Raw genomic sequence first — 23,454 nt, forward strand, 5'->3', positions numbered from 1 at the left:
GAGTGGTTCTACCGGCTCGCCTCCCGGGTTTCCGGGTTTTCCCGGGGTCTTGCCGGGTTCTCCCCGAGCCCGCTCGGGAAGAGCGTCCCCAGTCGGTATTCCAGCGCTTGCCGCGCCTGCGCCAACGACCGCTGGCCGTGCAGCACATCGCCGCCCAGGCCCACCGCGGCCGCCACCAGCAGGTCGGCCTCCAGTCGGACGTCCAGCCCGGGCGCGGTCCGCCCGGCATCCCGCGCCGACGCGAGGATCCCCGCGACCATGTCCTCCAGCGGGTGGTCCCCGGGCAGGAACACCCGGGCCAGCGCCGGATCGGTCAGGCTGCGCGCGTAGTACGCCGCGAACACCCTCAGTGCCGCGGCCCGTTGGGCGTCCAAGGGGAGGAACTCGTCGAGTACGCCCCGCAGCAGCCCCCGCGGATCCGCCGGATCGAACCGGATCCGGGACCGGGCGATCCGCTCGTCCTCCTCGTGCAGCAGTTGCAGCGCCTCCACCAGCAGCCGGTGCTTGTCCGCGAAGTGGTACTGCACCGCCCGCACCGAGACCCCGGCCTCCGCCGCGACCTCCCGCATGCTCGCGGCGTGCAACCCGCGCTCGGCCGCGATCCGCCACACCGCCTCGATGATCCGCAGCCGCTTGTCCGCCGCCGCGCCCCCGGCCGCGCCCGCCGGCCGAGCTGCCTCCCCGGCCCTTACCGGCACCGGCGGATGCTTCCGTCTCCGGTACGCGCGGGCCTGGCAGCTGCGCGAGCAGTAGACCGCGGGCCGGCCCCGCCCGGCCGGCGCCAGTGCCGTCCCGCACACCCGGCACGACGACCCTTTTTCCACACGCCCCAAGCCCATCCGGCACCTCGCAAATACTGTGACGAAAAGCGAATTCGGCAGTGCTGGAGCCTAATACGGCACCTCGGCCGCTGATACGTTCGTAACGTCACTGGGTGGCGTCATGTGGCGGGTCGCCGCCCTGGTGTTCACGTCCACCCACACGTCCACGCACCGGGACGCGGCATCGGCCCCGGCGCCGGGTCTCGACGCCACCACCCGGCCGCGGCCCGGTGCCACGGCCGATGCCAGGACCCGACGCCGGTCCTCAAGTCGGCTTCCGATCCGCAGTTCACGTTCCGGCCCCCAAGTCGGCTTCCGGTCCGCAGTTCACGTTCCGATTGCCAAGTCACCTTCCGAGGAGCGCCATGAAGTACGACGTCCTGCAGATCACCGCCATGGTTCTGGTGGCGGTTGCCGGTCAGAGCGCCGTCCGGCTGCTCATCGACCACGGTGACACCGGTCTGCTCGGCCGACTCGGCGGCGGTTTCCCGGTGCTGCTGACCGGCTACCTCGCCGTCGCCGCCGCCGGTGTGCTGCTCGCCGGCTGGTCGCACACCCGGGCCAAAGCACTCGGCCGCCGGAAGTGATCCGGCGGCCGAGTGCGGGCGGGGGAGCGGGCTGCGTCAGCCCACGTGGACCCGCGGACGCCGCCGCAGGTCCGGCTCCGCGCGGCGGAGCACCTCGCGGGTGACCGGTGCGACCTCCCCGTCGCCGAACACCAGGAACCGCAGCAGATGGCTGAGCGGATGGCCCTCGGTCCAGTTGAAGTAGATGTGCGGCACCTCGCCGGTCCGCTCCCGCAGCCGCATCAGCACCGCCGCGATGGTGTTCGGCACGCCCGCACCCTGCACCCGCAGGATCCGCGTGCCGTACGCCTCCACGCCGTGCACGTGCAGCTCCGCGGTGAAGTCCGACGAGTCCTCGACGAGCACCTCCAGGAACAACACCGGTCCGCGGTCGGGGATGTGGGTCTCCTCGCGCTGGCTGTACTCCTTCTCCCGGTAGTCCGCCGCGTTCCGCTCGTCGGGCTCGTTGGCGATCACCCGCAGCGGCCCGGCCGCCTGGGCCTCCTCGATCAGCCGCTCCGCGGTCTCGTCGAACACCACGTCCGCGGCGCGCAGTTCGAAGGCGCGGTGCACCCGCGAGGCGAACGACGTCAGCAGGATGCCGAGGATGAACAGCAGCGCGATCTTCAGGCCGTCCGGCCGCTCGATGACGTTGGTGACCAGCGTGTAGCCGAAGACCAGGGTGATCGCGCCGAACCCGATGGCGGCCGCCCGGTGCCCGCGGTGCCGGGCGGCGACGGTCGAGGCGAACGAGGCGGAGAGCATCAGCACCAGGACGCCGGTCGCGTAGGCGCCGCTCTGGCCGTCGACGCTGGCGTCGAAGACGATCGTGATCCCGAAGGCGATGGCGAGGAAGATCAGCACCAGCGGGCGCACCGCGCGGGTCCACTCCGGCGCCATGCCGTAGCGGGGCAGGTACCGCGGCACGAGGTTGAGCAGCCCCGCCATCGCCGACGCCCCGGCGAACCACAGGATCGCGATGGTCGAGATGTCGTAGACCGTGCCGAACGCCTCACCGAGGTGCTCGTGCGCCAGATACGCCAGCGCCCGCCCGTTGGCCGCGCCGCCGGGCGCGAACTCCTTCTGCGGGATCAGGATGGTGGTGGCCAGGCTCGACAGCAGCAGGAAGCCGCTCATGATCAGTGCGGCGGTGGTCAGCAGCCGGCGGGTGTCCCGGATCCGGCCGGCCGGCTTGACCGGGTCGTCCGAGGCGTCGCCGTGGATCTGCGGCATCACGGCCACGCCGGTCTCGAAGCCCGACATGCCCAGCGCCAGCTTCGGGAAGACCAGCAGGGCGACCCCGACGATCGCCAGCGGTGAGGAGTGCTGCGCGGTCATCGCGCTCCACCAGTTGCCGATCGCCACCGGGTGGGACAGCACCTGCCAGGCCGACGTGGCCAGCACGACCACGTTGAGCACCAGATAGACGCCGACCAGCGCCACGGCTATCCCGATCGCCTCGCGGAACCCCTTGAGGAAGACCGCCCCCAGGGCGGCGAGCAGCACCAGGGTGATCCACAGGTTCGCGCCGTGCAGCGCGGCCGGGGCGAACGGGTTCTCCACGACGTGCGCCGAGGCGTCCGCCGCCGACAGCGTCATCGTGATGACGAAGTCCGTGGCCGCGAACCCCAGCAGCACCAGCACCAGCAGCTTCCCCGCCCACCAGGGCAGCAGCCGCTCCAGCATGGCGATCGAACCCTCGCCCTGCGGGCTCTCCTTGGCGACCCGCCGGTAGACGGGCAGCGCGCCCAGCAGCGTCAGCGCGATCAGCACGAGCGTGGCGAACGGCGACAGCAGCCCGGCCGCCAGTGCCGCGATGCCCGGTTGGTAGCCCAGCGTGGAGAAGTAGTCGACACCCGTCAGGCACATCACCCGCCACCAGGAGTGGCCCTTGTGCTCGGCGGGTGGCGTGCCGTGCGGCCCGGGGTGGCGGGCACTCTGCTCGCTGAGTCCGTCCAGCAGCCAGGACCGCCACCTCGGTGAGGCGGCGGGGGGCGGCGGAGTGGGGTCCACCTGCGTACTGGTCATGCGGCCACGTCCTGCCGATCGTCGTTCGTCCGCCGACCGCCACTACGGATGGGTCGACTGGTTGGTTGGGTGTGCGTGTGGGGTGGGGGTGGGGCGAGGCGCCGTGCGGGTCGGATCGACCGGCACGAAGGGCGGCCCGGAGTGCCCGGACCGCCTAGCGCATCAAGGGTGTAATACGCCCAACTCGCCGTCTTTCGCCGTTTGTCGCTTTCGCCCCGAGGGGCGTTGTCCGGGAACCTCCGGGCAACGAAGGGCGAGTATGCAACACGCATCCGCATCCGTTCGCCCCAGGGGCGCGTCCGGGACCATCCGGTGTCCATCCCTCCGGCGTCAGGGACGCGTCAGAAACCCCGCACCTCCCGTACACGCGGCGTTAAGTTCCCCGCCGATCCGCGCTCGCGCCCCTTGATCCGCGCACCCTGGCACCAGGCCCCGGCCCCGTGCCGCGCCTTCCGTCCCACCCCCTGTCCCGTCCCCGGGGCAGGCCCCAGGAGGTGTTCCCATGGCCGCCCTCCACCACTCGCTCCCCACCCGTCCCCCGGCCGCCCCTGGGGCCGCACCCGTCCCGGGAGCCGCGCGCACCCGGCGGGCGGTGGCCGGTGGGCGGGCCGTCGGCGCGGCCCCGCCCGCCGACGAACTGGGTCGCGATCTCGCGCTGCCGGTGGGTGCGGCGGTGACCGCGGTCGCGGTGACCGCCCTGCTGGTGACCGGTCAGGCCGGCCATCTGTGGCTTTCGCTCGCCGCGTTCGCGCTGCTGACCGTCGCCATCGCGGCGGCGGCCCGGCCCCGCCTGGTGCCCGCCGTCGTCCTGGTCTCCTGGATGTTCTTCGACGGTTTCGTGGTGCACCAGCACGCGGAACTGGCCTGGCGGCTGACCGACCGGACGAGCCTCTGGGTCCTCGCGGTGGCGGGACTGGCCGGGGCGGTCTGCGCGGCCGCCGCGCGGGGCGCCCGGGCGGCGCGGGCCCGACGCGGCGGCGCCGTGTGACGTCGGCGGACGGCGGGGCTTCGGCGTGACGTCGGCATGACGGCGCCGGTACGGCCCGGTCGACCGGTTCCCTCCACGTTCAGCCGCCTCGTCCGCCCTGCCTGCCTCGTCCGGCCCCCTTCGCCCCGTCCGGGACGTCCGGTCAGCGCCCGCGCAGGGCGCGCGGGAAGGGGCAGCGGCGGGCCCGGCGGCAGCGAGCGGCCCCGCCGTGGCGTCGGGCCCGGGAGCCGCACGGGGCGCTCAGGAAGCCGAGGCCGATGCCGAGCAGCCAGGTGTCCTTGGCGAGCGGGAGGCCCTCCGGGGTGGGGCGGAGGCTGCCCGGCTGGTGCATGCCGGGCAGCCGCAGGTAGAGGCCGACCAGGCCGCCTGCGAACCCGGTCAGGGCGACGCCCGCCAGCCGGGTCGGGACGAACGGTGCGAGCAGCGCGCCGCCGATCGCGATCTCCGAGGCGGCCAACAGCCGGGTGAACCGCTCCGGGGGCAGCTCCGACAGGAACGGGTACGCGGCGGACGCCATGCCGTGCACCGCCTCGGCGGCCTCCCGGTCGGACTTCCACATCGTGAGCCCGGCGTTCAGGATGAACGCGCCGCTGGCCAGGCGAGGGGCGATGTCGCGCGGTTCGGGCACCTGCATCATGAGGGCCTCCAGAGGTCAGATCCGTCAGATCCGGGCCGGGGAGAGGGGACGGCCGGTCGGGGTGCCGTCGCGGGTGCGGGGCCTCGACAGCGCCGCGGGCGCGGGGATGCGGACCGGGCGGGCGGGGCGGACCTTCCGCGGCCTTTCGAACGAGGCTTCCGCGGCCCTTCGAACGAGGTTAGCGAGGGGTGGCCGGGGCTGCATCCGGTGCGTCGGCGCCCCGCCGGTGCGGCCCGCGGGTCACAGCGCCGGTTCGTCCCACTGGTCCAGGAGGGTGTCGATGCCGCCGTCCCCGGGGCCGCCCGCGGGCCGCATCCCGTCGAGGGTCTGCTCGGTCCAGATGACCTTGCCGCTGGGGGTGTAGCGGGTTCCCCAGCGCTGCGCGAACTGGGCGACCAGGAACAGTCCGCGCCCGCCCTCGTCGGTGGTGGTGGCGCGCCGTAGGTGCGGGGAGGCGCTGGTGCCGTCGGAGACCTCGCAGATCAGGGCGCGGTCGTGGAGGAGGCGGACGCGGATGGGCTGGGCGCCGTAGCGGATGGCGTTGGTGATCAGTTCGCTGAGGATCAGCTCGGTGGTGAAGCCGATCTCGTCCAGTCCCCAGGTCTCCAGGGTGCGCATGCAGGCGGCGCGGACGCGGCCGACGGCCGCCGGGTCGGAGGGGACCTCCCATTCGGCGATCCGGTCCGGGGCGAGCAGCTTGGTGCGGGCCACGAGCAGGGCGATGTCGTCACTGGGGTGCTGGGGCAGCATGGCGTCCAGGACGGCCGTGCAGGTCTGCTCCGGTGAGCGGTCCGGGGCGTCGGCGAGGGTGCTGCGCAGCAGTTCCAGGCCGGTGTCGATGTCGCGCTCGCGGTCTTCGATGAGCCCGTCGGTGTAGAGGACGAGGCGGGAGCCCTCGGGCAGGGTCAGGTCGACGGTCTCCACCGGCAGTCCGCCGCCCAGGCCGAGCGGCGGGGAGACCGGTACGTCGGGGAAGGAGACCGATCCGTCCGGGCGGACCAGGGCCGGGCCGGGGTGCCCGGCCCGGGCCAGGGTGACACGGCCGGCGACCGGGTCGTAGATGACGTAGAGGCAGGTGGCGCCGGTGATGCCGGCGCTGCTGTCGCCGACCAGCGCCTCGCCCCCCAGCAGCGTGGTGTCCGGGTCCGGGGACGCGTCCGGGGGCGGCGCTCCGTCCGGCCCCGGCGCCGTGTACGGGCCAGTGCCGCCGGGCGTGCCGTCCGCTGATGCTCCGTCAGTGGTGGTCCCGTTCGGGTGCGGGTGGTCCCTCGGCCGGACCGCCCCTTCGCCGCCGTACTCGTCGTCGGCCCCCATGCCGCCCGTGCGGGCCTCGTCCGTGTCGATGTGGCTGACGAGTTCGTCCAGGTGCCCCAGGAGTTCGTCGGGCGGCAGGTCCAGGGCGGAGAAGTTGAGGACCGCGGTGCGCAGCCGGCCCATGGTGGCGGCGGCGTGCAGGCCGTGGCCGACGACGTCGCCGACGACCAGGGCGACCCGGGCGCCGGGCAGCGGGATGAGGTCGAACCAGTCGCCGCCCACCCCGGCCTGCGCGGGCAGGTAGCGGTGCGCCACCTCCAGGGCGGACTGCTCGGGCAGCGCCCGCGGCAGGAGGCTGCGCTGGAGGGTGATGGTGGTGGCGTGCTCGCGGGTGTAGCGGCGGGCGTTGTCGATGGAGACCGCGGCCCGCGCGGCCAGTTCCTCGGCGAACGACAGGTCCTCCGCGCCGAACACCTCGGAGGTCTCGGCCCGCCAGAAGTTGGCCAGGCCCAGCACCACGCCCCGGGCCCGCAGCGGCACCGCGATCAGCGAGCGGATGCCGTTGTCCAGGATCCGCTGGGTGTCGACCGGGTCCTGGGCCCGCCATGCGTGCTCGGCGCGCAGATCGCGGACGAGGACCGGGCGGGCGCCGGCGATGCCCGCGGTGATGGGGCTGCCGGGGACGAAGCGGATGTGCTCGCCGACGCGGTAGGCCGCCGAGTCCTCCGGGACGCCGCGGACCGCCAGCCGCCGCATCGGGGCGTGCTCCCCGGTGGGCTCGTCGCCGCGCAGCACCGGCTCCAGCAGCTCGACGGAGACCACGTCGGCGAAGCGGGGGACGGCGACCGAGGCCAGTTCCTCCGCGGTGCGGGCCACGTCCAGTGTGCTGCCGATCCGCATCCCCGCGTCGTAGAGCAGCTTCAGGCGCCGCTGGGCGACCTCGGCCTTGCCGGTCAGCGCCTGGAGCTCGGTGGTGTCCCGCAGGGTGACGGCGGTGCCCGCGGGGCCGCCGTAGGGGGCGGTGGGGCGGATGTTGACCGCGAGCAGCCGGTCGCCGGCGGGGTGCACCTCGTCGGTCGCCGCCCGCCCGGAGGCCAGCAGGGCGGCCGTGCCCGGCTCCAGGCCGAGTTCGGTGACCCGGCGGTGCTCGGCGTCGTCGGGCAGGTCGAGCAGTCGGCGGGCCTCGTCGTTGGCGAGCAGCAGCTGCCCGTCGCTGCCGATGATGAGCACGCCTTCGCGGACGGCGTGCAGGACGGCGTCGTGGTGGTCGTACATCCGGGCCAACTCGGCCGGGTCCAGGCCGTGGGTCTGCCGGCGCAGCCGACGGCTCATCAGAGCGACCCCGCCGATCCCGATGACCAGTGCGCCGGCCGCGCTGCCGATCAGCAGCGGGAGTCGTTGCAGCGCCCACTCGTTGGTGCGCTGCACCTTGATGCCGGCGGCGACCAGTCCGACGACCCGGCTGTCGGGGTCCTTGACGGGCACCGTGGTGTCCACGGCGCGTCCGAAGGCCGAGCTGGAGGTGGAGGTGACCTTGCGGCCGGCGAGCGCGGGAGCGTAGCCGCCGGGGACGTGTTTGCCGATGAGTTGCGGGTCGGGGTGGGTCCAGCGGATCCCGGACGGGCTGAACGCGACGAGGTAGTCGAGCCCGGCTTCCTTGCGGGCGTCCTCGGCGCGGGGTTGGAGTCGTGCGGTGGGATCGGCGGACTTCATCGCGGCGGCCGTCCCCGGGGCGTGCGCGAAGGCCAGCGCGGCGACGGCCGACCGTTGTTTGGCCTCTTCCAGGCTGGCCTGCTGGGCCTGGAGGGCGAGCGCGATCCCGGCTGCCACGACCAGCAGCACCACCAGGGCGAGCTGCAACACGAGCACCTGGCCCGCGACGCTGTGCTCGCTCAGCATCGAGCGAAGACGGCGCCCGACATCACGCCTGGAATATCTTTTTCGCCCGAAATTTTCCATCACGCGCCATATTTAGCATTGTGCGCCCCTGCGTAGCGATCAGCTGCGCCGACGTCATAAGCGTTCCTTTCGGAATGACAAAGCGGCTTTATGAGGGCAAATTTGGTCGGATGTGGGAAGCGGTCGGTTGCCTCGTCGGGGCGTCCGGGCGCCCGCCGGTGGACCCTCGGGCCCGATTCCACGCGGGGTAGTGGTCGCGCGACACAAGGTAGTCGCACGGCTATTCGGAGTTGCGGGCGAGGGCGGCGAGCGTTTCCGGCCGGAGGCCCGCCAACGCGCCGTTGCGGGCCGCCGATTCCCGGCCCGACGATCCCGACGTCCCGCATGCCGACCGGCCCCGTCCCGGCCGTCCGGCATGCCTTCGGTCCCGTATGGAGGCTCCAGTGAACGACCGGATGACGCTCGGCCCGGATGCCGCACGGCAGCTCGCGACCACCACCAAGACCGCCCCCCAGATGCGCGGCATCACCCCGCGCTACCTGCTCCGCGCCCTGCCGTGGGTGGACGTCGAATCCGGCGTCTTCCGCGTCAACCGCCGCCGCACCTACGTCCTCGGCGACGACCGCCTGGCCACCTACCAGGACGGCGACACCCACCGCGTCATCCCCGGCGACCTGCGCGAACTCCCGTACCTGCGGGAGGCGGACGACGCCCTGCTGACCGAACTCGCCGGAGCCTTCGTGCCGGTGTCCTTCGACGCCGGGCAAGTCCTCGCGGAGGGCGGCGCGGTGTCGGACCGGCTGCTCGTCATCGCCCAGGGCCGCGCCGAGAAGCGGGCCCGCGGCCGCTACGGCGAGGACGCGCTCCTCGAAGTGATCGGCGACGGCCAGTTCTTCGACCTCGACGCCTGGACCCGCTCCGACCCGATGCCGTACCAGGTCACCGCACTCACCCCCGGCACCGCGCTCTGCCTCGACCGCGTCGCCCTGGCCCGACTGGTCGACCGCGCCCCGTCGCTGCGCGCCGCCATGGACGCCTACCTCGCGGCGGACGGCGTGCTGCCGGGCGGCGAGGTGCCGGTCGACCTCAGCTCCGGGCACGTCGGCGAACCCGACCTGCCCGCGACCTTCGTCGACTACGAGGACGCGCCCCGCGAGTACCACATGAACCTCGCCCAGACCGTGCTGCGCGTCCACACCCGGGTCTCCGACCTCTACAACGGCCCCGTCGACCAGACCCGCGCCCAGGCCAACCTCACCGCCCACGCGCTCCGCGAACGCCAGGAGGACGCGCTCCTCAACCACCCCGAGCACGGCCTCTTCCGCAACGTCGCCCCCGGCCAGCGCGTCCAGGCCCGGACCGGCGCGCCCACCCCCGACGACCTCGACGAACTGCTCACCCGGGTCTGGAAGCAGCCCGGCTACTTCCTCGCGCACCCCCGCACCATCGCCGCGTTCGGCCGGGAATGTACCCGCCGGGGCGTCCCCCCGGTGATCGACACCAGCTTCGGCAGCCCGCTGCTGACCTGGCGCGGCGTGCCGCTGCTCCCCTCCGACAAGGTCCGCTTCTCCGGCGGCGCGGACACCGGCACCACCGAGATCCTGCTGATGCGGACGGGCGAGGCCGAGCAGGGCGTGGTCGGACTGCGCCCGGCGAGCGTCGCCGACGAGATCGAACCCGGCCTGTCCATGCGGAACATGGGCGTCGACAAGAAGGGCATCACCTCGTACCTGATGACCGCGTACTTCAACGCCGCGGTCCTCGTCGAGGACGCCCTCGCCGTCCTCCAGAACGTCGAGGTGTCCCGTTACCATGACTACGCCTGACGTCCTGGGATTCCCGGCGACCGCGCCCGCCGCGACGGGAATCCCCACCACGGCGACGCCGCCGCCGGACGCCACCACCGTGCCCGGGACGGGTGCGGGCACCCCGGCATCGGCGGCCCCGCCCACCTCCGCGACCCGGCCCGGCGTCGATCCGACGGGCCGTCTGCTGTCCCAACAGCCCACCTTCACCCCCGAGTCGGCCCGCCGCGACGTGCCGATCCTGCACCGGACCGTCAACGGCAAACCGCTGGTCTGGCTCGACAACGGGGCCACCACCCAGAAACCCCGCCAGGTCATCGAGGCGGTCTCCGGCTTCTACGGGGCGGGCAACTCCAACATCCACCGCGGTGCGCACACCATGGCCCGCGAGGCCACCGAGGCGTACGAGGCGGGCCGGACCGCGGTCGCCCGGTTCCTGGGCGCGGCGTCCCCGGACGAGATCGTCTTCGTCCGCAGCACCACCGAGGCGATCAACCTCGTCGCCCAGAGCTGGGGGCGGGCCAACCTCGGCCCCGGCGACGACATCCTCGTACCGGTGCTGGAGCACCACTCCAACATCGTCCCCTGGCAGCTGGTCGCCAAGGAGACCCGGGCCCGGGTGGTCCCCGTCCCACTGCGGCCGGACGGGCAGATCGACCTCGACGCCTACGCCGACCGGCTCTCCATGCGGACCCGGCTGGTCGCGATCAGCCAGGCGTCCAACGTCCTCGGCACCGTGCCGCCGCTCCGGGAGATGACCGCGCTCGCCCACCGCTACCGCGCCAAGGTCCTGGTCGACGGCGCCCAGGCGGTGGCCCACTTCCCCGTCGACGTCCAGGACCTCGACGCCGACTTCTACGCCTTCTCCGGCCACAAGCTGTTCGCCCCCACGGGCATCGGCGCCCTGTACGCCAAGCCGGAGATCCTCGAAGCGATGGCGCCGTGGCAGGGCGGCGGCAACATGATCGAATCCGTCTCCTTCGACGACACCCGGTACGCGCCCGTCCCGCACCGCCTGGAGGCCGGCACCGGCCACATCGCCGGCGTGGTCGGTCTGCTCGCCGCGATCAACTGGCTGACCGGCTTCGACCGGAACGCCGTCGCCGCCTACGAGACCGAACTGCTCGGCTACGCCCAGCAGGCCCTGGCCGCGGTCCCCGGACTGGACCTGATCGGCTCCGCCGCCGACCGGATCGCGGTGCTGACCTTCACCCTGGCCGGCCACGACCCGGTCCGGATCGCCGACTGGCTGGACCAGGACGGGATCGCCGTCCGCGCCGGCCACCACTGCGCCCAACCGTCCCTGGCCCACTACGGCCTGACCAGCGCGGCCCGCGCCTCGCTCGCCCTCTACAACACCCCCGAGGAGGTGGACCAGCTGGTCGCGTCGCTCCAGCGGCTCCGACAGTCCGCCTGAGGCGGCCGGCGATCCCCCCGGTGTTCCGCCGACGTGCTCCCGCATCCGTGGTGTGTAGGGTTGGGCGTGCGAAGGGGAGTAGCCCCGCAAACCGGTCGTCGACACACTGGAGCCGCGGCTCCCGGTGGCCGGGCCCACGCAGTTCCTGTGCGGGCGGGCGAGACCTTCGGCCCTTTGTCGACGACTTAGAACGCGTCGGCGGGGTCGAAGTCGTGCCGCCGCTCCCACGCCGGTCGTCGTCGAGGCCCGCCGGAGCGGAAAGGCTGACGATCAGCGTGCTGCATTTCGTTCTGCTCATCGTGTGCGCGGTGGCGATCTATCTCTCCTGCGAGTGGTTCGTCAACGCCGTGGAATGGCTGGGTGAGCGGCTCAACGTGGGACGGATGGCGGTGGGCACCATCCTGGCCGCCTTCGGCACCGCACTGCCCGAGTCCGTGGTGACCCTGGTCGCGGTGACCACCGGCGCCACCCCGGAAGCCAAGAACATCGGCGTCGGCGCCGCGATGGGCGGCCCGCTGGCGCTGGCCACCGTGGCGTACGGCGTGACCGGCGGGATGCTGCTGCTCCAGCGGCGCAAGCGGCGCGCCGCGGCCGCGGCCGACTCCACGGCGGCCCGCGGCCCGGAGCAGGCGCTCGGCTCGGAGCGGGCGCTCGGCTCGGAGCGGGACCTGCGGCGGCTGGCCAAGGACCAGACCTGGTTCCTGCCGGTGTTCGTCGTCAAGGTCGCGCTCGGCCTGGTCGCCTTCGCCTTCAAGCCGGTGCTGGGCCTGGCGTTCTTCGCGGTGTACGCGGTCTACTTCTGGCGCGAGATCCGCGGCGACCACGAGGAGGACGAGGAGGGCGTCGAGCTGGAGCCGCTGAAGTTCCAGCCCGGGGCCGAGTCCCCGGCGACCTGGGCGGTGGTCGCCCAGACCCTGGCCACCCTCGCGGTGATCTTCTTCGCCTCGCAGCTCTTCGTCCACCAGCTGGACGCCATCGGCCCGATGCTCGGACTCTCCGCCTCGGTCACCGCGCTGCTGCTCTCCCCGATCGCCACCGAACTGCCGGAGATCATGAACGCGGTGATCTGGGTGCGGCAGGGCAAGACCAAGCTGGCGCTGGCCAACATCTCCGGCGCCATGATGATCCAGGCCACCGTCCCCAGCGGCCTCGGCCTGCTCTTCACCAGCTGGCACTTCGACACCGCCCTGCTGTGGTCCGGCCTGATCACCATGGCCGCGATCGGCTACCTCCTGCTGACCATGCGCGCGCACAAACTCACCCCCGGCCGGCTGGCGGTGGCGGCCGGCTTCTACGTGGTGTTCGGACTGGGGCTGATCCCGATCCTGGCGTGAGCGGCCCCGGCCCACCGCGCCCCGGCCGTCAGACTGCCGGGGCGTGGTGGGCCAGGACCGCGTGCGGGTCCGCGCCGCCGTCCACCGGGGTGTGGTCGAGGTGGACGGTGGCCGCCGTCAGCCGCGGTACGCCGTGGATCAGCGCGTGCTCGGCGGCCACCGCGATCCGGTGCCCGTCGGCCACCGTCAGCCGCGGGTCGAGGACGATGTCCGCCTCGGCCCGCAGCGTGTGGCCGATCCAGCGCATCCGCAGGCCGCCCACGCCGCGTACGCCGGGCACGCCCAGCAGCGCCGCCTCGCCGGCCGCCACCAGCGCCGGGTCCACCGAGTCCATCAGCCGCCGGAACACCTCCCGGGCGGCGTCCTTGAGGACCAGCAGGATCGCGGCGGTGATCAGCAGGCCGACGACCGGGTCCGCGGCGCGCCAGCCCAGCGCCGCGCCGCCCGCGCCCAGCAGCACGGCCAGCGACGTGAAGCCGTCGGTACGGGCGTGCAGCCCGTCCGCGACCAGTGCGGCGGAGCCGATCCGGCGGCCGGTGCGGATGCGGTAGCGGGCCACGAACTCGTTGCCGAGGAAGCCGGCCAGCGCGGCGGCCGCGACCGCCCACAGGTGGGTCACGTCCCGGGGGTGCACCAGCCGGTCGACCGCCGCGTAGAGCGCGGGCACCGCGGACGCCGCGATGGTGAGCACGATGGCCACTCCGGCCAGGTCCTCGGCCCGGCCGTAGCCGTAGGTGTAGCGGCGGTTGGCGGCCCGCCGGCCGAGGACGAAGGCGATGCCGAGCGGGACCGCGGTCAGCGCGTCGGCGGCGTTGTGCAGGGTGTCGCCGAGCAGCGCCACCGAGCCGGACAGTGCGAAGATGGCGGCCTGGACCACGGTGGTCAGGGCGAGGATCGCGAGCGAGAGCCAGAGCGTGCGCATGCCCTCGCGGGAACCCTCCAGCGCGGGGTCGACCTTGTCGCGGGCCTCGTGGCTGTGCGGGGTGACCGCGTGCGCCAGCCGGTGCCGCAGCCGGGCCGCGCGGGAGCGGCCGGCGGCGGGGTGCGGGTGCTCGTGGCCGTGCTCGTGGGGGTGCTCGTGGCCGTGGGGGTGGGGCTCGGAGACCGGCATCTGCGCGTTCACAGGCGTCGCACCTTCCCGACATCCGGGGCGCGGCTTGTGCCGTACGCCCTCACCCCTCATTATGTGCGTATGAGCGCACGCATGCACCTATCAGGTGCGCACGGTTCGCAGGAGCCCGGCGACGGCACCCGGCTCGCCGTCGCCGTGGAGATCCTCGGACTGCTCGCCGACCGCACCCGGCTGGCCCTGCTGCGGCGCCTCTGCGCCGGCGAGGCCGACGTCACCACCCTGACCGAGGCCTGCGGCGCCTCCCGCACGTCCGTCAGCCAGCACCTCGCCCGCCTCCGGCTGGCCGGGCTGGTCACCACCCGCAAGGACGGCCGCCGGGCCGTGTACGCCCTGCGGCACGGACATCTGCGCCGCCTGGTCGACGAGGCCCTCAACGCCGCCGACCACCAGGTCCGGCACCTGCCGCCGCACGACTGAACGGGCGTACCGGGCGGCCCGTCACCGGCACCACGCTCCGTGGGCCCCCGCTCCACATGTCGTCCGCCCGCGGAGCTCCTACCGTGGAGGCATGCGCGTCCTGGTGGTCGACGGCGAGCCCCGCACGGCGGTGCTGCTGCGGCGCGGCCTCACCGAGGAGGGCTACGTCGTGGACCTGGCGGCGACCGGCCCGGAGGCGGTCTGGCGGGCCCGCGAGGTGCCGTACGACCTGATCGTCCTCGACGTGCTGCTGCGCGGCTACGACGGCTTCGAGGTGTGCCGCCGGCTGCGGGCCGCGGGCTGCTGGCCGCCGGTCCTGGTGCTCAGCGCCCGCAACGAGATCAGCGACCGGGTGCGGGGACTGGACGCCGGTGCCGACGACTACCTGGCCAAACCCTTCAGCTTCGCCGAGCTGTACGCCCGGCTGCGGGCGCTGGCCCGCCGCGGTGCGCACGCCCGACCGTCCCTGATGGCGGTCGGCGATCTGCGGCTGGACCCGGCCAGCCGCCGGGCCTGGCGCGGCGGCACCGAACTCCGCCTGTCGCCCAAGGAGTTCGCGCTGCTGGAGCTGTTCCTGCGGCACCCCGGCGAGGTCCTCACCCGGACCCTGATCCTGGAACACGTCTGGGACTTCCCCTGCGACGGGGTCTCCAACGTCGTCGACCAGTACGTGGCCTACCTGCGCCGCAAGATCGACCGCGCGGGCCAGGCGTCCCACCTGGAGACCGTCCGCGGCGCCGGCTACCGGCTGCTCAACCCGACGCCCGTGACCAGCGGTTGAGCACCGCACGAGGGCGCGCGGATGTGAGGACTCACATCCGCCCCACACGATCGCCTCACGCACCGCTCCGCATACTGGCCGGGTACCGGCAGGGAGCCGGACCGGACCCGGACCCGCACCGGAGCACGACACCGGAACGCGACCGGGGACACGGGGAATCCAGGCGAGGTGATTTTCCATGGCGACCACCAGGAAGTCCTACCGCTGGCGGACCGCGGCCATCGGCGCCGCGTGCGCCGCCCTGCTCGCCGGCGGGGCGGGTACCGCGGTCGCCGCGCCCGGCGCGGTACCGGACCTGCACTCCGCCACCGTCGCCACGGCCGTGGCCAAGGCGCACCAGGGGATCAGCGTCAAGGCGAGCGCGAAGTCCGTCAGGGCCGGCCACACGGTCACCCTCAGCGGCCGGACCAAGGGCATCAAGATGGGCAGCAAGCTCACCGTGCAGCACCTGCACAAGGGCAAGTGGACCACCCTGCACGCCAACACCAGGACGAAGCACGGCGGCAACTACAGCGTCAAGGTCAAGCTCGCCGACAAGGGCAGGGAGAAGCTCCGGGTCGCCCACGGCGCGACGCACTCGTCCACCGTCACCGTGACCGTGCACTGACGCCACGTCATCTCACGGTGCCCGCCGCCGACCTGCCCGTATGCCGGGCCCGCGAAGTGGTCGGCGGGGGAGGGGCGGTCGTGCGGATCGGAGAACTGTCGGAACGCACCGGGACCCCCCGCCGGCTGTTGCGCTACTACGAGGAGCAGGGGCTGATCGCCGCCGCGCGCACCCCGAACGGCTACCGCGACTACGACGAGCGCTTCGTGGACCGGGTGCTCTCGTGAGCCGCGTCGTGCGCGCCCGCGTCGTGCGCGGCCGCGCCCGGTGGCGCCGGACGGGCCGTGCGGCGCCGTCACTCCCAGCTCGCCGACTCCGGATCGACCCCGTGGGCCCGGGCGTTCTCGAAGATCACATCGCGCAGCCAGCGGGTGAGGCCCGGCGCGAACGCGTCGAAGTAGTCCGCGTAGCGGGGATCGTCGACGAACCTCCGCCCGATGCACGCGTGCATCGAGTGGGTGCAGTCGAAATACCGCGAGAGCAGGGCGCGGTGCCGCTCGGCGAGGGCGTTCGCCTCGTCGGAACCGGGGGCGACGTCGGCCCGCCGCGCGGCACCGAGGTCGGCGTTGAGCGCGTCGGTCGCGGCCGCGACCTCCTTCCAGTCCTCCGGCGTCATCCCGGCCGCCCGCTCGGCGTACTGGCTCCACTGCGCGGTGTCGCCCCAGCGGTCCTCGGCCTCGTCCACCCAGTCCGGCCGCCAGTCGGCGCCGAAGATCTCGACCTGCTGCTCCGGCGTCAGCCGCATACCGGTGCGCGACGCCTCCAGCATGCGGTCGACGGCGCCGACCATCTTCTCCAGGCGGGCGATGCGCTCCACCAGCTGCGACCGCTGCCGGCGCAGGTGGTCGCGGGCATCGGCGTCCGGATCGTCGAGGAGCCGGCCGATCTGGGACAGCGGGAACCCGAGCTCCTTGTAGACGAGGACCCGGTGGATCCGGGCCACGTCGTCGGCCGAGTAGACCCGGTAACCGGCCCAGGTGCGGCCGCCCGGGCGCACCAGGCCGATCGCGTCCCAGTGGTGCAGCGTCTTCACACTGACCCCGACGAGCGCGGCCGTCCGGCCGACGGTGAGGCCGTCGGCACCGGACGGTCCGGCGCCCTCCCAGATGATGGTCGGCTCCTGCTCTGGGGAATCACTCGTCATCAGACCAGTGTCGCGCACCGCGCGCCGGGAACGCGGCTCGCCGCTACGCCCGCCGGAGCCGGGCGACGATGCCGTCCAGGTCGCGGAGGGCCATCTCGGGGCGGATGAAGTGGCCCCCGGGCTCCTCGTGCCACTCGTGCGGGATCCCGGCCTGGTCGAGGCTGGCCCGAAACTCCCGCTGGCCGGCGAGCACCTCGGTCTCGTTGAGCAGGTCGAACGCGTCGACCGGGCTGGGACTGGTGCCGGCGACCAGGAAGACCCGCTTGGTGCGGTACGTCTCGACGTGCTCGATCGGGTTGTCGGCGCTGACCTTGGCCTCGTTCCACGGTTCGCCGTAGATCGTGCCGCCGGCCAGGTCCAGGGCCGCGGCGGACACGTTGGCCCAGTGGGCGACCGCGCCGAGGTCGCGGCGCAGGCTGGGCGGGCCGGAGTGGGCGCTCACCGACGCGAAGCGGTCGGGGTACTTGGCCGCGTACTTCAGCGCGCCGAAGCCGCCCATCGAGAACCCGCCGACGGCCCGGCCGTCGTACTCGGCGTAGGTCCGGAAGTTCGCCTCGACCCACGGGAGCAGCTGGGCCATGTGGAACGTCTCCCAGTTCCGGGGCCCGCTGTTCGAACTGACCGGGTCGGAGTACCAGCCGGCGTGTCCGCCGTCGGGCATCACGACGATCAGCGGCTTTCCGGCGGTCCAGGCGCGGATCCCGCCGCCCGGCAGCCGGTCCCAGGTCATGAAGTCCTGGTCGGTGCCGCCGCCGTGGAACAGGTAGAGGACCGGGTAGGTGCGGCCGCTGGTGTGGTAGTCGTCCGGCAGCAGGACGTTGACGGCCGGCTGCCAGCCGATCGCTTCGGTCGCGAAGCGGTAGTACCACATACGGGGGTCGTCCTCGCGGCGGTCCACGATGCGCAGTCCGGCCCCGTCGCCGACCGCCCCGGCCGGCGCCGCCGACGCCAGGACGCCGGCGCCGCCGAGCGCCATCGCCGCGGAGATTCCACCGACGGCCTTCAGGACACTCCTGCGGGTGGCGCGGTGCTCGCTCAACATGACCTCCTGGTCGGGAAGTGGCACGAACCGCCCACTGGCCGCGGAACGCCCGGGCGGGTCGGCGGCGCGGCTCCCGGCGGATTTGCCAACGGTTGCGGGAGGCGCTGAAATGCCGGTGAATTCTCGATGAGGCGGACAGCGGCGCGGTGCGGGAGCGGGGGCTTTCGGGTGGACGGGGGATGCTCACAGCGGCTGCGGATCGCCGTGCTGGGGCCGGTGCGGGCCTGGTCCGACGGGCCGCAGCCGGACGTGGGGCCGGTGCGGCGGCAGGCGGTGCTGGCCGCGCTGGCGCTGCGTCCGGGCACGCTGGTCAGCCACGAACAGCTCCTCGACGACGTGTGGGGCGCGGAGCCGCCGGGCTCCGGCCGCCGGGTACTGCCGAGCTACGTCTACCCGCTGCGGAAGGCGCTCGACGCGGCGGGCGCCGGACCGGCGGGGTCGGTGATCCGCAGCGTCCGCGGCGGGTACCGCTTCGTCGGCGACGGAGTGCGGCTCGACACCGCGGAGTTGGCCGAGCGGGTCGGCACGGCGCGGCACGCGAAGGCGGCCGGTGACCCGGCGACCGCCATGGACGGGCTGGCCGACGCGCTGGCCCTGTTCCGCGGCGAACCCCTGGCCGGACTGCCGGGGCCGTTCGCGCAGGGCGAGCGGCGGCGGCTGACGCGGCTCCGCCGCACCCTCCAGCAGGAGCGGCTGGAGTGCCTGGTCCTCCTCGGCCGGTCCGCCGACGCCCTGGACGACCTCGCCGCGCTCGCCGCCGCCGATCCGTACGACGAGCCGCTGGCGGCGCTGCGGATCCGCGCGCTGTACGGCAGCGGCCGCCAGGCGGCGGCGCTCGGCGCCTACCAGGACGTGCGGGCGCGGCTGCGCGACGAGCTCGGGGTCGATCCCGGCGAGGAACTCCGCCGGACGCACCAGGCGGTGCTGCGCCGCAACGACGCACTGCTGCTCGGCCCCGCGGCGGTCGGCCCGCCCGCCCCCGCGCGCCCGCCCCGCCGCGCGGTCAACGAACTGCCGGGCGACACCGGCCGCCTCGTCGGCCGGGAACGCGAACTGGCACTGCTGACCACGCCCCCGCCGCCCGGATCGGTGGCGGTGATGGCGGTGGACGGCACGGCCGGAGTCGGCAAGACCGCGCTCGTCGTCCACGCGGCGAGGGCGCTGCGCGGCCACCATCCGGACGGCTGCCTGTTCATGGACCTGCGCGCCCACAGCACCGAGCAGCGGACGCTCCCGACGCAGCTGGTGCTGCGGCGGCTGCTGCGTTCGCTCGGTGTGGCCGACGCCGCGGTGCCCGACGACCTCGACGAACTGACCGCGGCGTGGCGGGCCGAGACCAGCTCGCTGCGGCTGCTCCTCGTGCTCGACGACGTTCTGAGCGCGCAGCAGATCCGGCCGCTGCTGCCCGCCGGGCCGGGCAGCACGGTGCTGGTGGCCGGCCGGCGGCGGCTGGCCGGACTGGACACCGACCGGCGGGTCACCCTGGAGCCGCTGGAGACCGGCGACGGACTGTCCCTGCTCCGGCAGATCGTGGGCGACGAGCGCGCGGACCGGGAGCCGGACGCGACGCGTGAGCTGGTCCGCCTCTGCGACGGGCTGCCGCTGGCCCTGCGCATCGCCGGGGCGCGGCTCCAGACCCGACCCGCCTGGACGCTGGCGTACCTGGCGGACCGGATGGCGGGCGACGAGCACCGCCTCGGCGAACTGAGCGCCGGGGACCGCAGCGTGGAGGCGGCCTTCCGCCTGTCGTACGACCAGCTGGCCCCGGAGCAGCAACGCGGCTTCCGCACCCTGGGCCGGTCGCCGACGGTCGAATTCGACCCGCTGACACCGGCGGCCGTGCTGGGGTGCGGGTACCGCGAGGCCGAGCAGATCCTGGAGGACCTGGTCGACGCGAGTCTGCTGCAGCAACCGCGCCCCGGCCGCTACCGCCTGCACGACCTGGTGCGGGCGCATGCGCGGCGGCTCGCGGAGGCCGCACCCGCCGAAGACGGCGCGGGCCGCACCGCCGCACTCCGCCTCTACCTGGACGCGGGCCGGGCCACCAGCGACTGGGGCCCCGACGGCTTCCCCACCGGGCCGCGGCCCGCCGACGCGCCGTTCGCCGACTGGCGGGAGGCGGCCGACTGGCTGGAGGCGGCCGGCGGGGAGCTCGTCGACGTCGTCGGGTACGCGGTGGCGCTCGGCGAGGTCGACCACGCGTGCTGGATCGCCGAGGCACTGAGCGACTACCTCGTCCGCCGCGGCCGCTACCACGAGTGCCGCACGGCCCTGGAGACCGCGCTCGCGCACGCGGACCGGGCCACCGACCGGCGGATGGCCCCCGCACTGCGGAACCGCATGGGCCTCATCGACCTCTACCAGGGCCGCTACCGCGAGGCGCGCGCCTGCTTCACCGAGGCGCTGGACCTCAGCCGCCGCCGCGCGGACCGGTACGAAGAGGCCGGGGCCCGATCCGGGCTGGGCGCCGTCGAACTGAACCTGGGCCGCCCGGAACTGGTGGTTCCCGCGGTCACCGCGGCGGTCGAGGAGGCGCGCCGGCTCGATGCCCACTGGCTCGCCGCGCAGGGGCTCGCCCTCCTGGGCATGGCCCACCACGCCCAGGGGCAGCACGACCAGGCGCTGGCCTGCTACGCCTCCGCCCTCGCCCATGCCGAGACCAACGGCCGCCCCCGGATGATCAGCAACGTGCTGACCTGCACCGCCGACGTCCACCTCGCCCTCGGCGCGTACGGCCGGGCCAAGGCCCTCTACCGCCACGCGGCCGACCTGGCCCAGCAGGTCGGGGACGTCCTCCTGCACGCGATCATCCTGACCCGACGCGGCACGGCGGAGCACGGCGACGGGAACCTGAGCGCCGCCGCGGACCTCCACCACGAGGCCCTCTCCCGGCACCGGACGCTGTGCCCGCGCACGGAACCCCACCGCGACCGGCTGGAGATGGACATCCGGTCCCGGCTGGGCCGCGCCTACGCGGCGGCCGGCCGCGTCGCCGAGGCACGGGAGCAGTTCCGGGCCGCGCTCGCCCTGCCCGGAGCCGAAGCGCACCCCGAGGAGCGCGCGCAGGCACGCGCGGGACTCGACGCGTGCACGGACCGCTGAACGCGCGACGGGCTCCTTCCCACCCGGCTGAGCGCCGTCGGCGCCGCCGCGCCCCACGGGGCGGGGCAGGAAAAAGGGTTGGCACCGTCGCCCGGGGCTGTCCTAGGCTCGGCGACGTTGTGACGGTGGCCCAGGGGCCGCTGTCGTCGGCTGTCGAGGAATCCGGGAGGTGAGCGCTGATGACTGTCATCGCAAAGGGCGCTGCCCGCATCAAGAAGTTCATCACTTTCACCTCCGTGGTCTCCGGCTGAATCGACTTTTCACCTCTTCTCGCGCGTTGCGCGCGTGGCCGGGACCGCTCCTTCCTGAAGGGTCATCCCGTTGTTCGACCTCGAACTTTCCGCTGCGCATCCGCTGACGTCCCATGGCTGGGACGACGGGTTCGCGGCGAGCTTCACCCCTTTTGCCGGGCAGGGGTTCGTGCCCGGCCGTATCGTCCGTGTGGACCGCGGGCGGGTGGATGTGGTCGTGCCGGACGGCGCGGGCATCCGGACCGTTCTGGCGGGCACCGGACTCGTGGCGACGAGCGACCCGATGCGGGTGCCGTGCACCGGTGACTGGGCCGTCGTCGACCTTGCGAACGGCCGGGTGGGCGACCATGTCGACGGCGTGCTGCGGGCGTTGCTGCCGCGGCGTACGGCCTTGGTGCGGTCCGCTTCGTCGAAGCGCTCCGAGGGCCAGGTACTGGCCTCCAACGTCGACAACATCGTCATCTGCGTATCGCTCGCGGAGCAGTTGGACCTCGGGCGGATCGAACGGTTCCTCGCGCTTGCGCTGTCCAGCTCGACGGGCGAGGGACCGGGGCGCGCGTCCGGACTCTCCGCGGGGGGCGGGGCGCAGCCGCTGGTGGTGCTCACCAAGGCGGACCTGGTGGCCGACCCGGTCGCGCTCGGCCACCTCGTCGCGGACGTCTCGGCCGCCGCCCCCGGTGTGCAGGTGCTGGCGGTCAGCGCGGCGACCGGGGACGGCCTCGACACGCTGGCCGCCGTGTCCGCCGGCGCCACCTCCGTCCTCCTGGGGCGGTCCGGTGCCGGGAAGTCCACCCTGGCCAACGCGCTCGTCGGGGCGGACGTGCAGGACGTGCGGGCGGTCCGCGACCAGGACGGCAAGGGGCGGCACACCACCACGACCCGCGATCTGCTGGTGCTGCCCGGGGGCGGCGTGCTGATCGACACGCCGGGGCTGCGCGGTGTCGGCATGTGGGACGCGGAGGGCGGGCTGGCCCGGACGTTCTCCGACGTCGACGAACTGGCCCGGCAGTGCCGGTTCCAGGACTGCGCACACGATGCCGAACCGGGCTGTGCGGTCCAAGACGCCGTGGAAGACGGCGAGTTGGCGCTGCGCCGCTTGGAGAGCTACCGCAAGCTGCAGCGCGAGAACCAGCGGATCGTCGCCAAGACCGATGTCCGGCTGCGCGCGGAGATCCGACGCGACTGGAAGCGGAAGCAGGCCCTGGGGCGCCACATGATGGAACGGAAGCGGGGACAGGGCACCGAGCGGAGGACGGGGCGTTAGATCCGGATCCTGGCCTCGGTCTCGGTCTCGGTCTCGGTCTCGTCCCGGGCCCGGATATCGGCCCAGGGCCCGGCCCGCCCCACCTCCTGTAACGCCGTTACAGACCCGATCCCGTCGGAGCGGGGAGGGCGGGGCGGGGCGCAGGGGCGGTGACCCCGAGCGTCAGCTCGCGATCACCGCCCCCAGCCAGGAGCCCACCACCGACAGGCAGGCGAACAGTTCCACCAGCACGCTCAGACCGATGGCGCGCAAGGCCGTGCGCGTGGAGGCCCAGGCGTCGCCGTGGCTGCCGAGGCGGACGCGTTCCAGGAAGTAGAGGCCACCGAGCGCGCCCAACGGGCATCCGACGACGGGGACCAGGAAGAACCCCGCGACGCCGGCCACACCGGCGAGGAGCAGCGTGCGGTAGGGCGCACCCGCGTCGCGCAGATTGCGAGGCGGGAGCAGCCATTTGAGCACCTGGTTGAGGAGCAGGACGGCGGTGCCGGCCATCAGCACCGTCCAGGCGAGGGCGGACCGCTCCGCCGTCGCCCACCACAGCAGCCCCGCCCAGACCACCAGCGGCCCCGGAAGACCGGGAACCAGCACCCCGAACACCCCGAGCAGCAGGACCAGACCGACGGCGATCAGCTGCCAGGCATTCATGCGCCGGCCCCGGAGGCGCCGGCGCACGGCCGCGCCCCGAGCGGCGCGCGCCCGACGACGGCCCGCAGGCTGCGCTCTCTCACGGCCCGCATGGCCCAAGCCTGCCGGACACCACCGGGACGCGCTTCCTGGAATGCCCTTTTCGCGCCCTGTTTCGGCGGCGTACGCCACGGGACAATACGACCCATGAAGCAGCAGGGGGCGGACCGCGGCAGGGAGGACGACTGGTGGTGGCGAGAGCTGTACGGCGAGGAGACCGGCGCGGGCGGTGAGGACGGGGCGGGCCCGCCGCCCGCCGCCTCCGACACCCTCGACGACCG

Annotated in this window: 18 protein-coding genes and 1 pseudogene; 11 read left to right on the forward strand and 8 right to left on the reverse strand. The window is 73.8% G+C overall.

Annotation, left to right across the window (positions count from 1 at the left end):
* Positions 1 to 8: 8 nt before the first annotated feature.
* On the reverse strand, positions 9 to 698 hold the full coding sequence (locus CG747_RS18535) for a TetR/AcrR family transcriptional regulator (RefSeq protein WP_257980513.1): 690 nt from the start codon (positions 696 to 698) through the stop codon (positions 9 to 11).
* Between the two features lie 488 nt (positions 699 to 1,186).
* On the opposite strand from CG747_RS18535, the gene CG747_RS18540 reads away from it, so the two are divergent.
* Positions 1,187 to 1,408, forward strand: coding sequence for a hypothetical protein (locus CG747_RS18540; RefSeq protein WP_100602864.1), 222 nt, complete (start codon positions 1,187 to 1,189; stop codon positions 1,406 to 1,408).
* A 36-nt stretch (positions 1,409 to 1,444) separates the two neighbouring features.
* On the opposite strand, the gene CG747_RS18545 is transcribed toward CG747_RS18540, so the two are convergent.
* On the reverse strand, positions 1,445 to 3,415 hold the full coding sequence (locus CG747_RS18545; RefSeq protein ID WP_100602865.1) for an amino acid transporter: 1,971 nt from the start codon (positions 3,413 to 3,415) through the stop codon (positions 1,445 to 1,447).
* Positions 3,416 to 3,917: 502 nt separating this feature from the next.
* Here CG747_RS18545 and CG747_RS18550 point away from each other — a divergent pair.
* Complete coding sequence (locus CG747_RS18550) at positions 3,918 to 4,403, forward strand: DUF4118 domain-containing protein (protein WP_257980514.1); 486 nt, start codon at positions 3,918 to 3,920, stop codon at positions 4,401 to 4,403.
* A gap of 142 nt (positions 4,404 to 4,545) precedes the next feature.
* Here the strand turns inward: CG747_RS18550 and CG747_RS18555 are convergent, their stop codons facing one another.
* Entirely contained in the window at positions 4,546 to 5,040 is a 495-nt protein-coding gene (locus CG747_RS18555; protein ID WP_100602866.1) for a hypothetical protein, read from the reverse strand.
* A gap of 240 nt (positions 5,041 to 5,280) precedes the next feature.
* Positions 5,281 to 8,193 carry a SpoIIE family protein phosphatase/ATP-binding protein gene (locus tag CG747_RS18560; protein WP_100602867.1) on the reverse strand — a complete coding sequence of 971 codons (2,913 nt, stop codon included), beginning with the start codon at positions 8,191 to 8,193 and terminating at the stop codon, positions 5,281 to 5,283.
* A 443-nt stretch (positions 8,194 to 8,636) separates the two neighbouring features.
* Here CG747_RS18560 and CG747_RS18565 point away from each other — a divergent pair, with 443 nt between their 5' ends.
* The 3 genes from CG747_RS18565 (at position 8,637) to CG747_RS18575 (ending at position 12,749) form a co-directional block, all read left to right on the forward strand.
* Positions 8,637 to 10,019 (forward strand): family 2B encapsulin nanocompartment shell protein, encoded by a 1,383-nt coding sequence (locus CG747_RS18565; RefSeq protein ID WP_100602868.1) that lies wholly within the window; start codon positions 8,637 to 8,639, stop codon positions 10,017 to 10,019.
* Complete coding sequence (locus CG747_RS18570; RefSeq protein WP_100602869.1) at positions 10,006 to 11,415, forward strand: cysteine desulfurase; 1,410 nt, start codon at positions 10,006 to 10,008, stop codon at positions 11,413 to 11,415. The genes CG747_RS18565 and CG747_RS18570 overlap by 14 nt, the downstream gene beginning before the upstream one ends.
* Before the next feature lie 275 nt (positions 11,416 to 11,690).
* Entirely contained in the window at positions 11,691 to 12,749 is a 1,059-nt protein-coding gene (locus tag CG747_RS18575; RefSeq protein WP_100602870.1) for a sodium:calcium antiporter, read from the forward strand.
* 28 nt (positions 12,750 to 12,777) lie between these two features.
* Here the strand turns inward: CG747_RS18575 and CG747_RS18580 are convergent, their stop codons facing one another.
* Complete coding sequence (locus tag CG747_RS18580; RefSeq protein WP_100602930.1) at positions 12,778 to 13,860, reverse strand: cation diffusion facilitator family transporter; 1,083 nt, start codon at positions 13,858 to 13,860, stop codon at positions 12,778 to 12,780.
* A gap of 81 nt (positions 13,861 to 13,941) precedes the next feature.
* Between CG747_RS18580 and CG747_RS18585 the strand changes: the two genes are divergently transcribed.
* The 4 genes and pseudogenes from CG747_RS18585 to CG747_RS18600 form a co-directional block, all read left to right on the forward strand.
* A complete protein-coding gene (locus CG747_RS18585; protein ID WP_100602871.1) occupies positions 13,942 to 14,298 on the forward strand; it encodes a metalloregulator ArsR/SmtB family transcription factor in 357 nt (118 codons plus the stop codon).
* A 91-nt stretch (positions 14,299 to 14,389) separates the two neighbouring features.
* Positions 14,390 to 15,079: a response regulator transcription factor gene (locus tag CG747_RS18590; RefSeq protein WP_100602872.1), complete on the forward strand. Its 690-nt coding sequence runs from the start codon at positions 14,390 to 14,392 to the stop codon at positions 15,077 to 15,079.
* 178 nt (positions 15,080 to 15,257) lie between these two features.
* Entirely contained in the window at positions 15,258 to 15,686 is a 429-nt protein-coding gene (locus CG747_RS18595; protein ID WP_100602873.1) for a hypothetical protein, read from the forward strand.
* Positions 15,687 to 15,766: 80 nt separating this feature from the next.
* Positions 15,767 to 15,907 (forward strand): annotated as a pseudogene (locus CG747_RS18600) (MerR family DNA-binding transcriptional regulator); the annotation flags it as partial.
* A gap of 74 nt (positions 15,908 to 15,981) precedes the next feature.
* On the opposite strand, the gene CG747_RS18605 reads toward CG747_RS18600, so the two are convergent.
* Complete coding sequence (locus CG747_RS18605) at positions 15,982 to 16,830, reverse strand: MerR family transcriptional regulator (protein ID WP_100602874.1); 849 nt, start codon at positions 16,828 to 16,830, stop codon at positions 15,982 to 15,984.
* Positions 16,831 to 16,873: 43 nt separating this feature from the next.
* The gene (locus CG747_RS18610) at positions 16,874 to 17,872 is read right to left on the reverse strand and encodes an alpha/beta hydrolase family protein (protein ID WP_100602875.1); all 999 of its coding nucleotides are present in this window, start codon (positions 17,870 to 17,872) and stop codon (positions 16,874 to 16,876) included.
* A gap of 168 nt (positions 17,873 to 18,040) precedes the next feature.
* Here CG747_RS18610 and CG747_RS18615 point away from each other — a divergent pair, with 168 nt between their 5' ends.
* Together CG747_RS18615 and rsgA are read left to right on the forward strand one after the other, a co-directional pair.
* Positions 18,041 to 20,974 (forward strand): BTAD domain-containing putative transcriptional regulator, encoded by a 2,934-nt coding sequence (locus CG747_RS18615; RefSeq protein ID WP_257980515.1) that lies wholly within the window; start codon positions 18,041 to 18,043, stop codon positions 20,972 to 20,974.
* A 321-nt stretch (positions 20,975 to 21,295) separates the two neighbouring features.
* Complete coding sequence (gene rsgA, locus CG747_RS18620) at positions 21,296 to 22,489, forward strand: ribosome small subunit-dependent GTPase A (RefSeq protein ID WP_100602876.1); 1,194 nt, start codon at positions 21,296 to 21,298, stop codon at positions 22,487 to 22,489.
* Between the two features lie 162 nt (positions 22,490 to 22,651).
* Here rsgA and CG747_RS18625 read toward each other — a convergent pair whose 3' ends face one another.
* Positions 22,652 to 23,134 (reverse strand): DUF456 domain-containing protein, encoded by a 483-nt coding sequence (locus tag CG747_RS18625; RefSeq protein WP_100602877.1) that lies wholly within the window; start codon positions 23,132 to 23,134, stop codon positions 22,652 to 22,654.
* Positions 23,135 to 23,454 lie beyond the last annotated feature (320 nt).

The sequence above is a fragment of the Streptomyces sp. CB02959 genome (genome assembly GCF_002803155.1).
In the GTDB taxonomy this organism is placed as follows: domain Bacteria; phylum Actinomycetota; class Actinomycetes; order Streptomycetales; family Streptomycetaceae; genus Streptomyces.

What these genes read in the sequence shown, in the direction of transcription:
- CG747_RS18545 (WP_100602865.1), bottom strand. Translation starts at nt 3,415, where the DNA reads ATGACCAGTACGCAGGTGGACCCCACTCCGCCGCCCCCCGCCGCCTCA.
- CG747_RS18605 (WP_100602874.1), bottom strand. Translation starts at nt 16,830, where the DNA reads ATGACGAGTGATTCCCCAGAGCAGGAGCCGACCATCATCTGGGAGGGC.
- CG747_RS18560 (WP_100602867.1), bottom strand. Translation starts at nt 8,193, where the DNA reads ATGCTGAGCGAGCACAGCGTCGCGGGCCAGGTGCTCGTGTTGCAGCTC.
- CG747_RS18595 (WP_100602873.1), top strand. Translation starts at nt 15,258, where the DNA reads ATGGCGACCACCAGGAAGTCCTACCGCTGGCGGACCGCGGCCATCGGC.
- CG747_RS18585 (WP_100602871.1), top strand. Translation starts at nt 13,942, where the DNA reads ATGAGCGCACGCATGCACCTATCAGGTGCGCACGGTTCGCAGGAGCCC.
- CG747_RS18625 (WP_100602877.1), bottom strand. Translation starts at nt 23,134, where the DNA reads ATGAATGCCTGGCAGCTGATCGCCGTCGGTCTGGTCCTGCTGCTCGGG.
- CG747_RS18550 (WP_257980514.1), top strand. Translation starts at nt 3,918, where the DNA reads ATGGCCGCCCTCCACCACTCGCTCCCCACCCGTCCCCCGGCCGCCCCT.
- CG747_RS18580 (WP_100602930.1), bottom strand. Translation starts at nt 13,860, where the DNA reads ATGCCGGTCTCCGAGCCCCACCCCCACGGCCACGAGCACCCCCACGAG.
- CG747_RS18590 (WP_100602872.1), top strand. Translation starts at nt 14,390, where the DNA reads ATGCGCGTCCTGGTGGTCGACGGCGAGCCCCGCACGGCGGTGCTGCTG.
- CG747_RS18610 (WP_100602875.1), bottom strand. Translation starts at nt 17,872, where the DNA reads ATGTTGAGCGAGCACCGCGCCACCCGCAGGAGTGTCCTGAAGGCCGTC.
- CG747_RS18555 (WP_100602866.1), bottom strand. Translation starts at nt 5,040, where the DNA reads ATGATGCAGGTGCCCGAACCGCGCGACATCGCCCCTCGCCTGGCCAGC.
- CG747_RS18540 (WP_100602864.1), top strand. Translation starts at nt 1,187, where the DNA reads ATGAAGTACGACGTCCTGCAGATCACCGCCATGGTTCTGGTGGCGGTT.
- CG747_RS18570 (WP_100602869.1), top strand. Translation starts at nt 10,006, where the DNA reads ATGACTACGCCTGACGTCCTGGGATTCCCGGCGACCGCGCCCGCCGCG.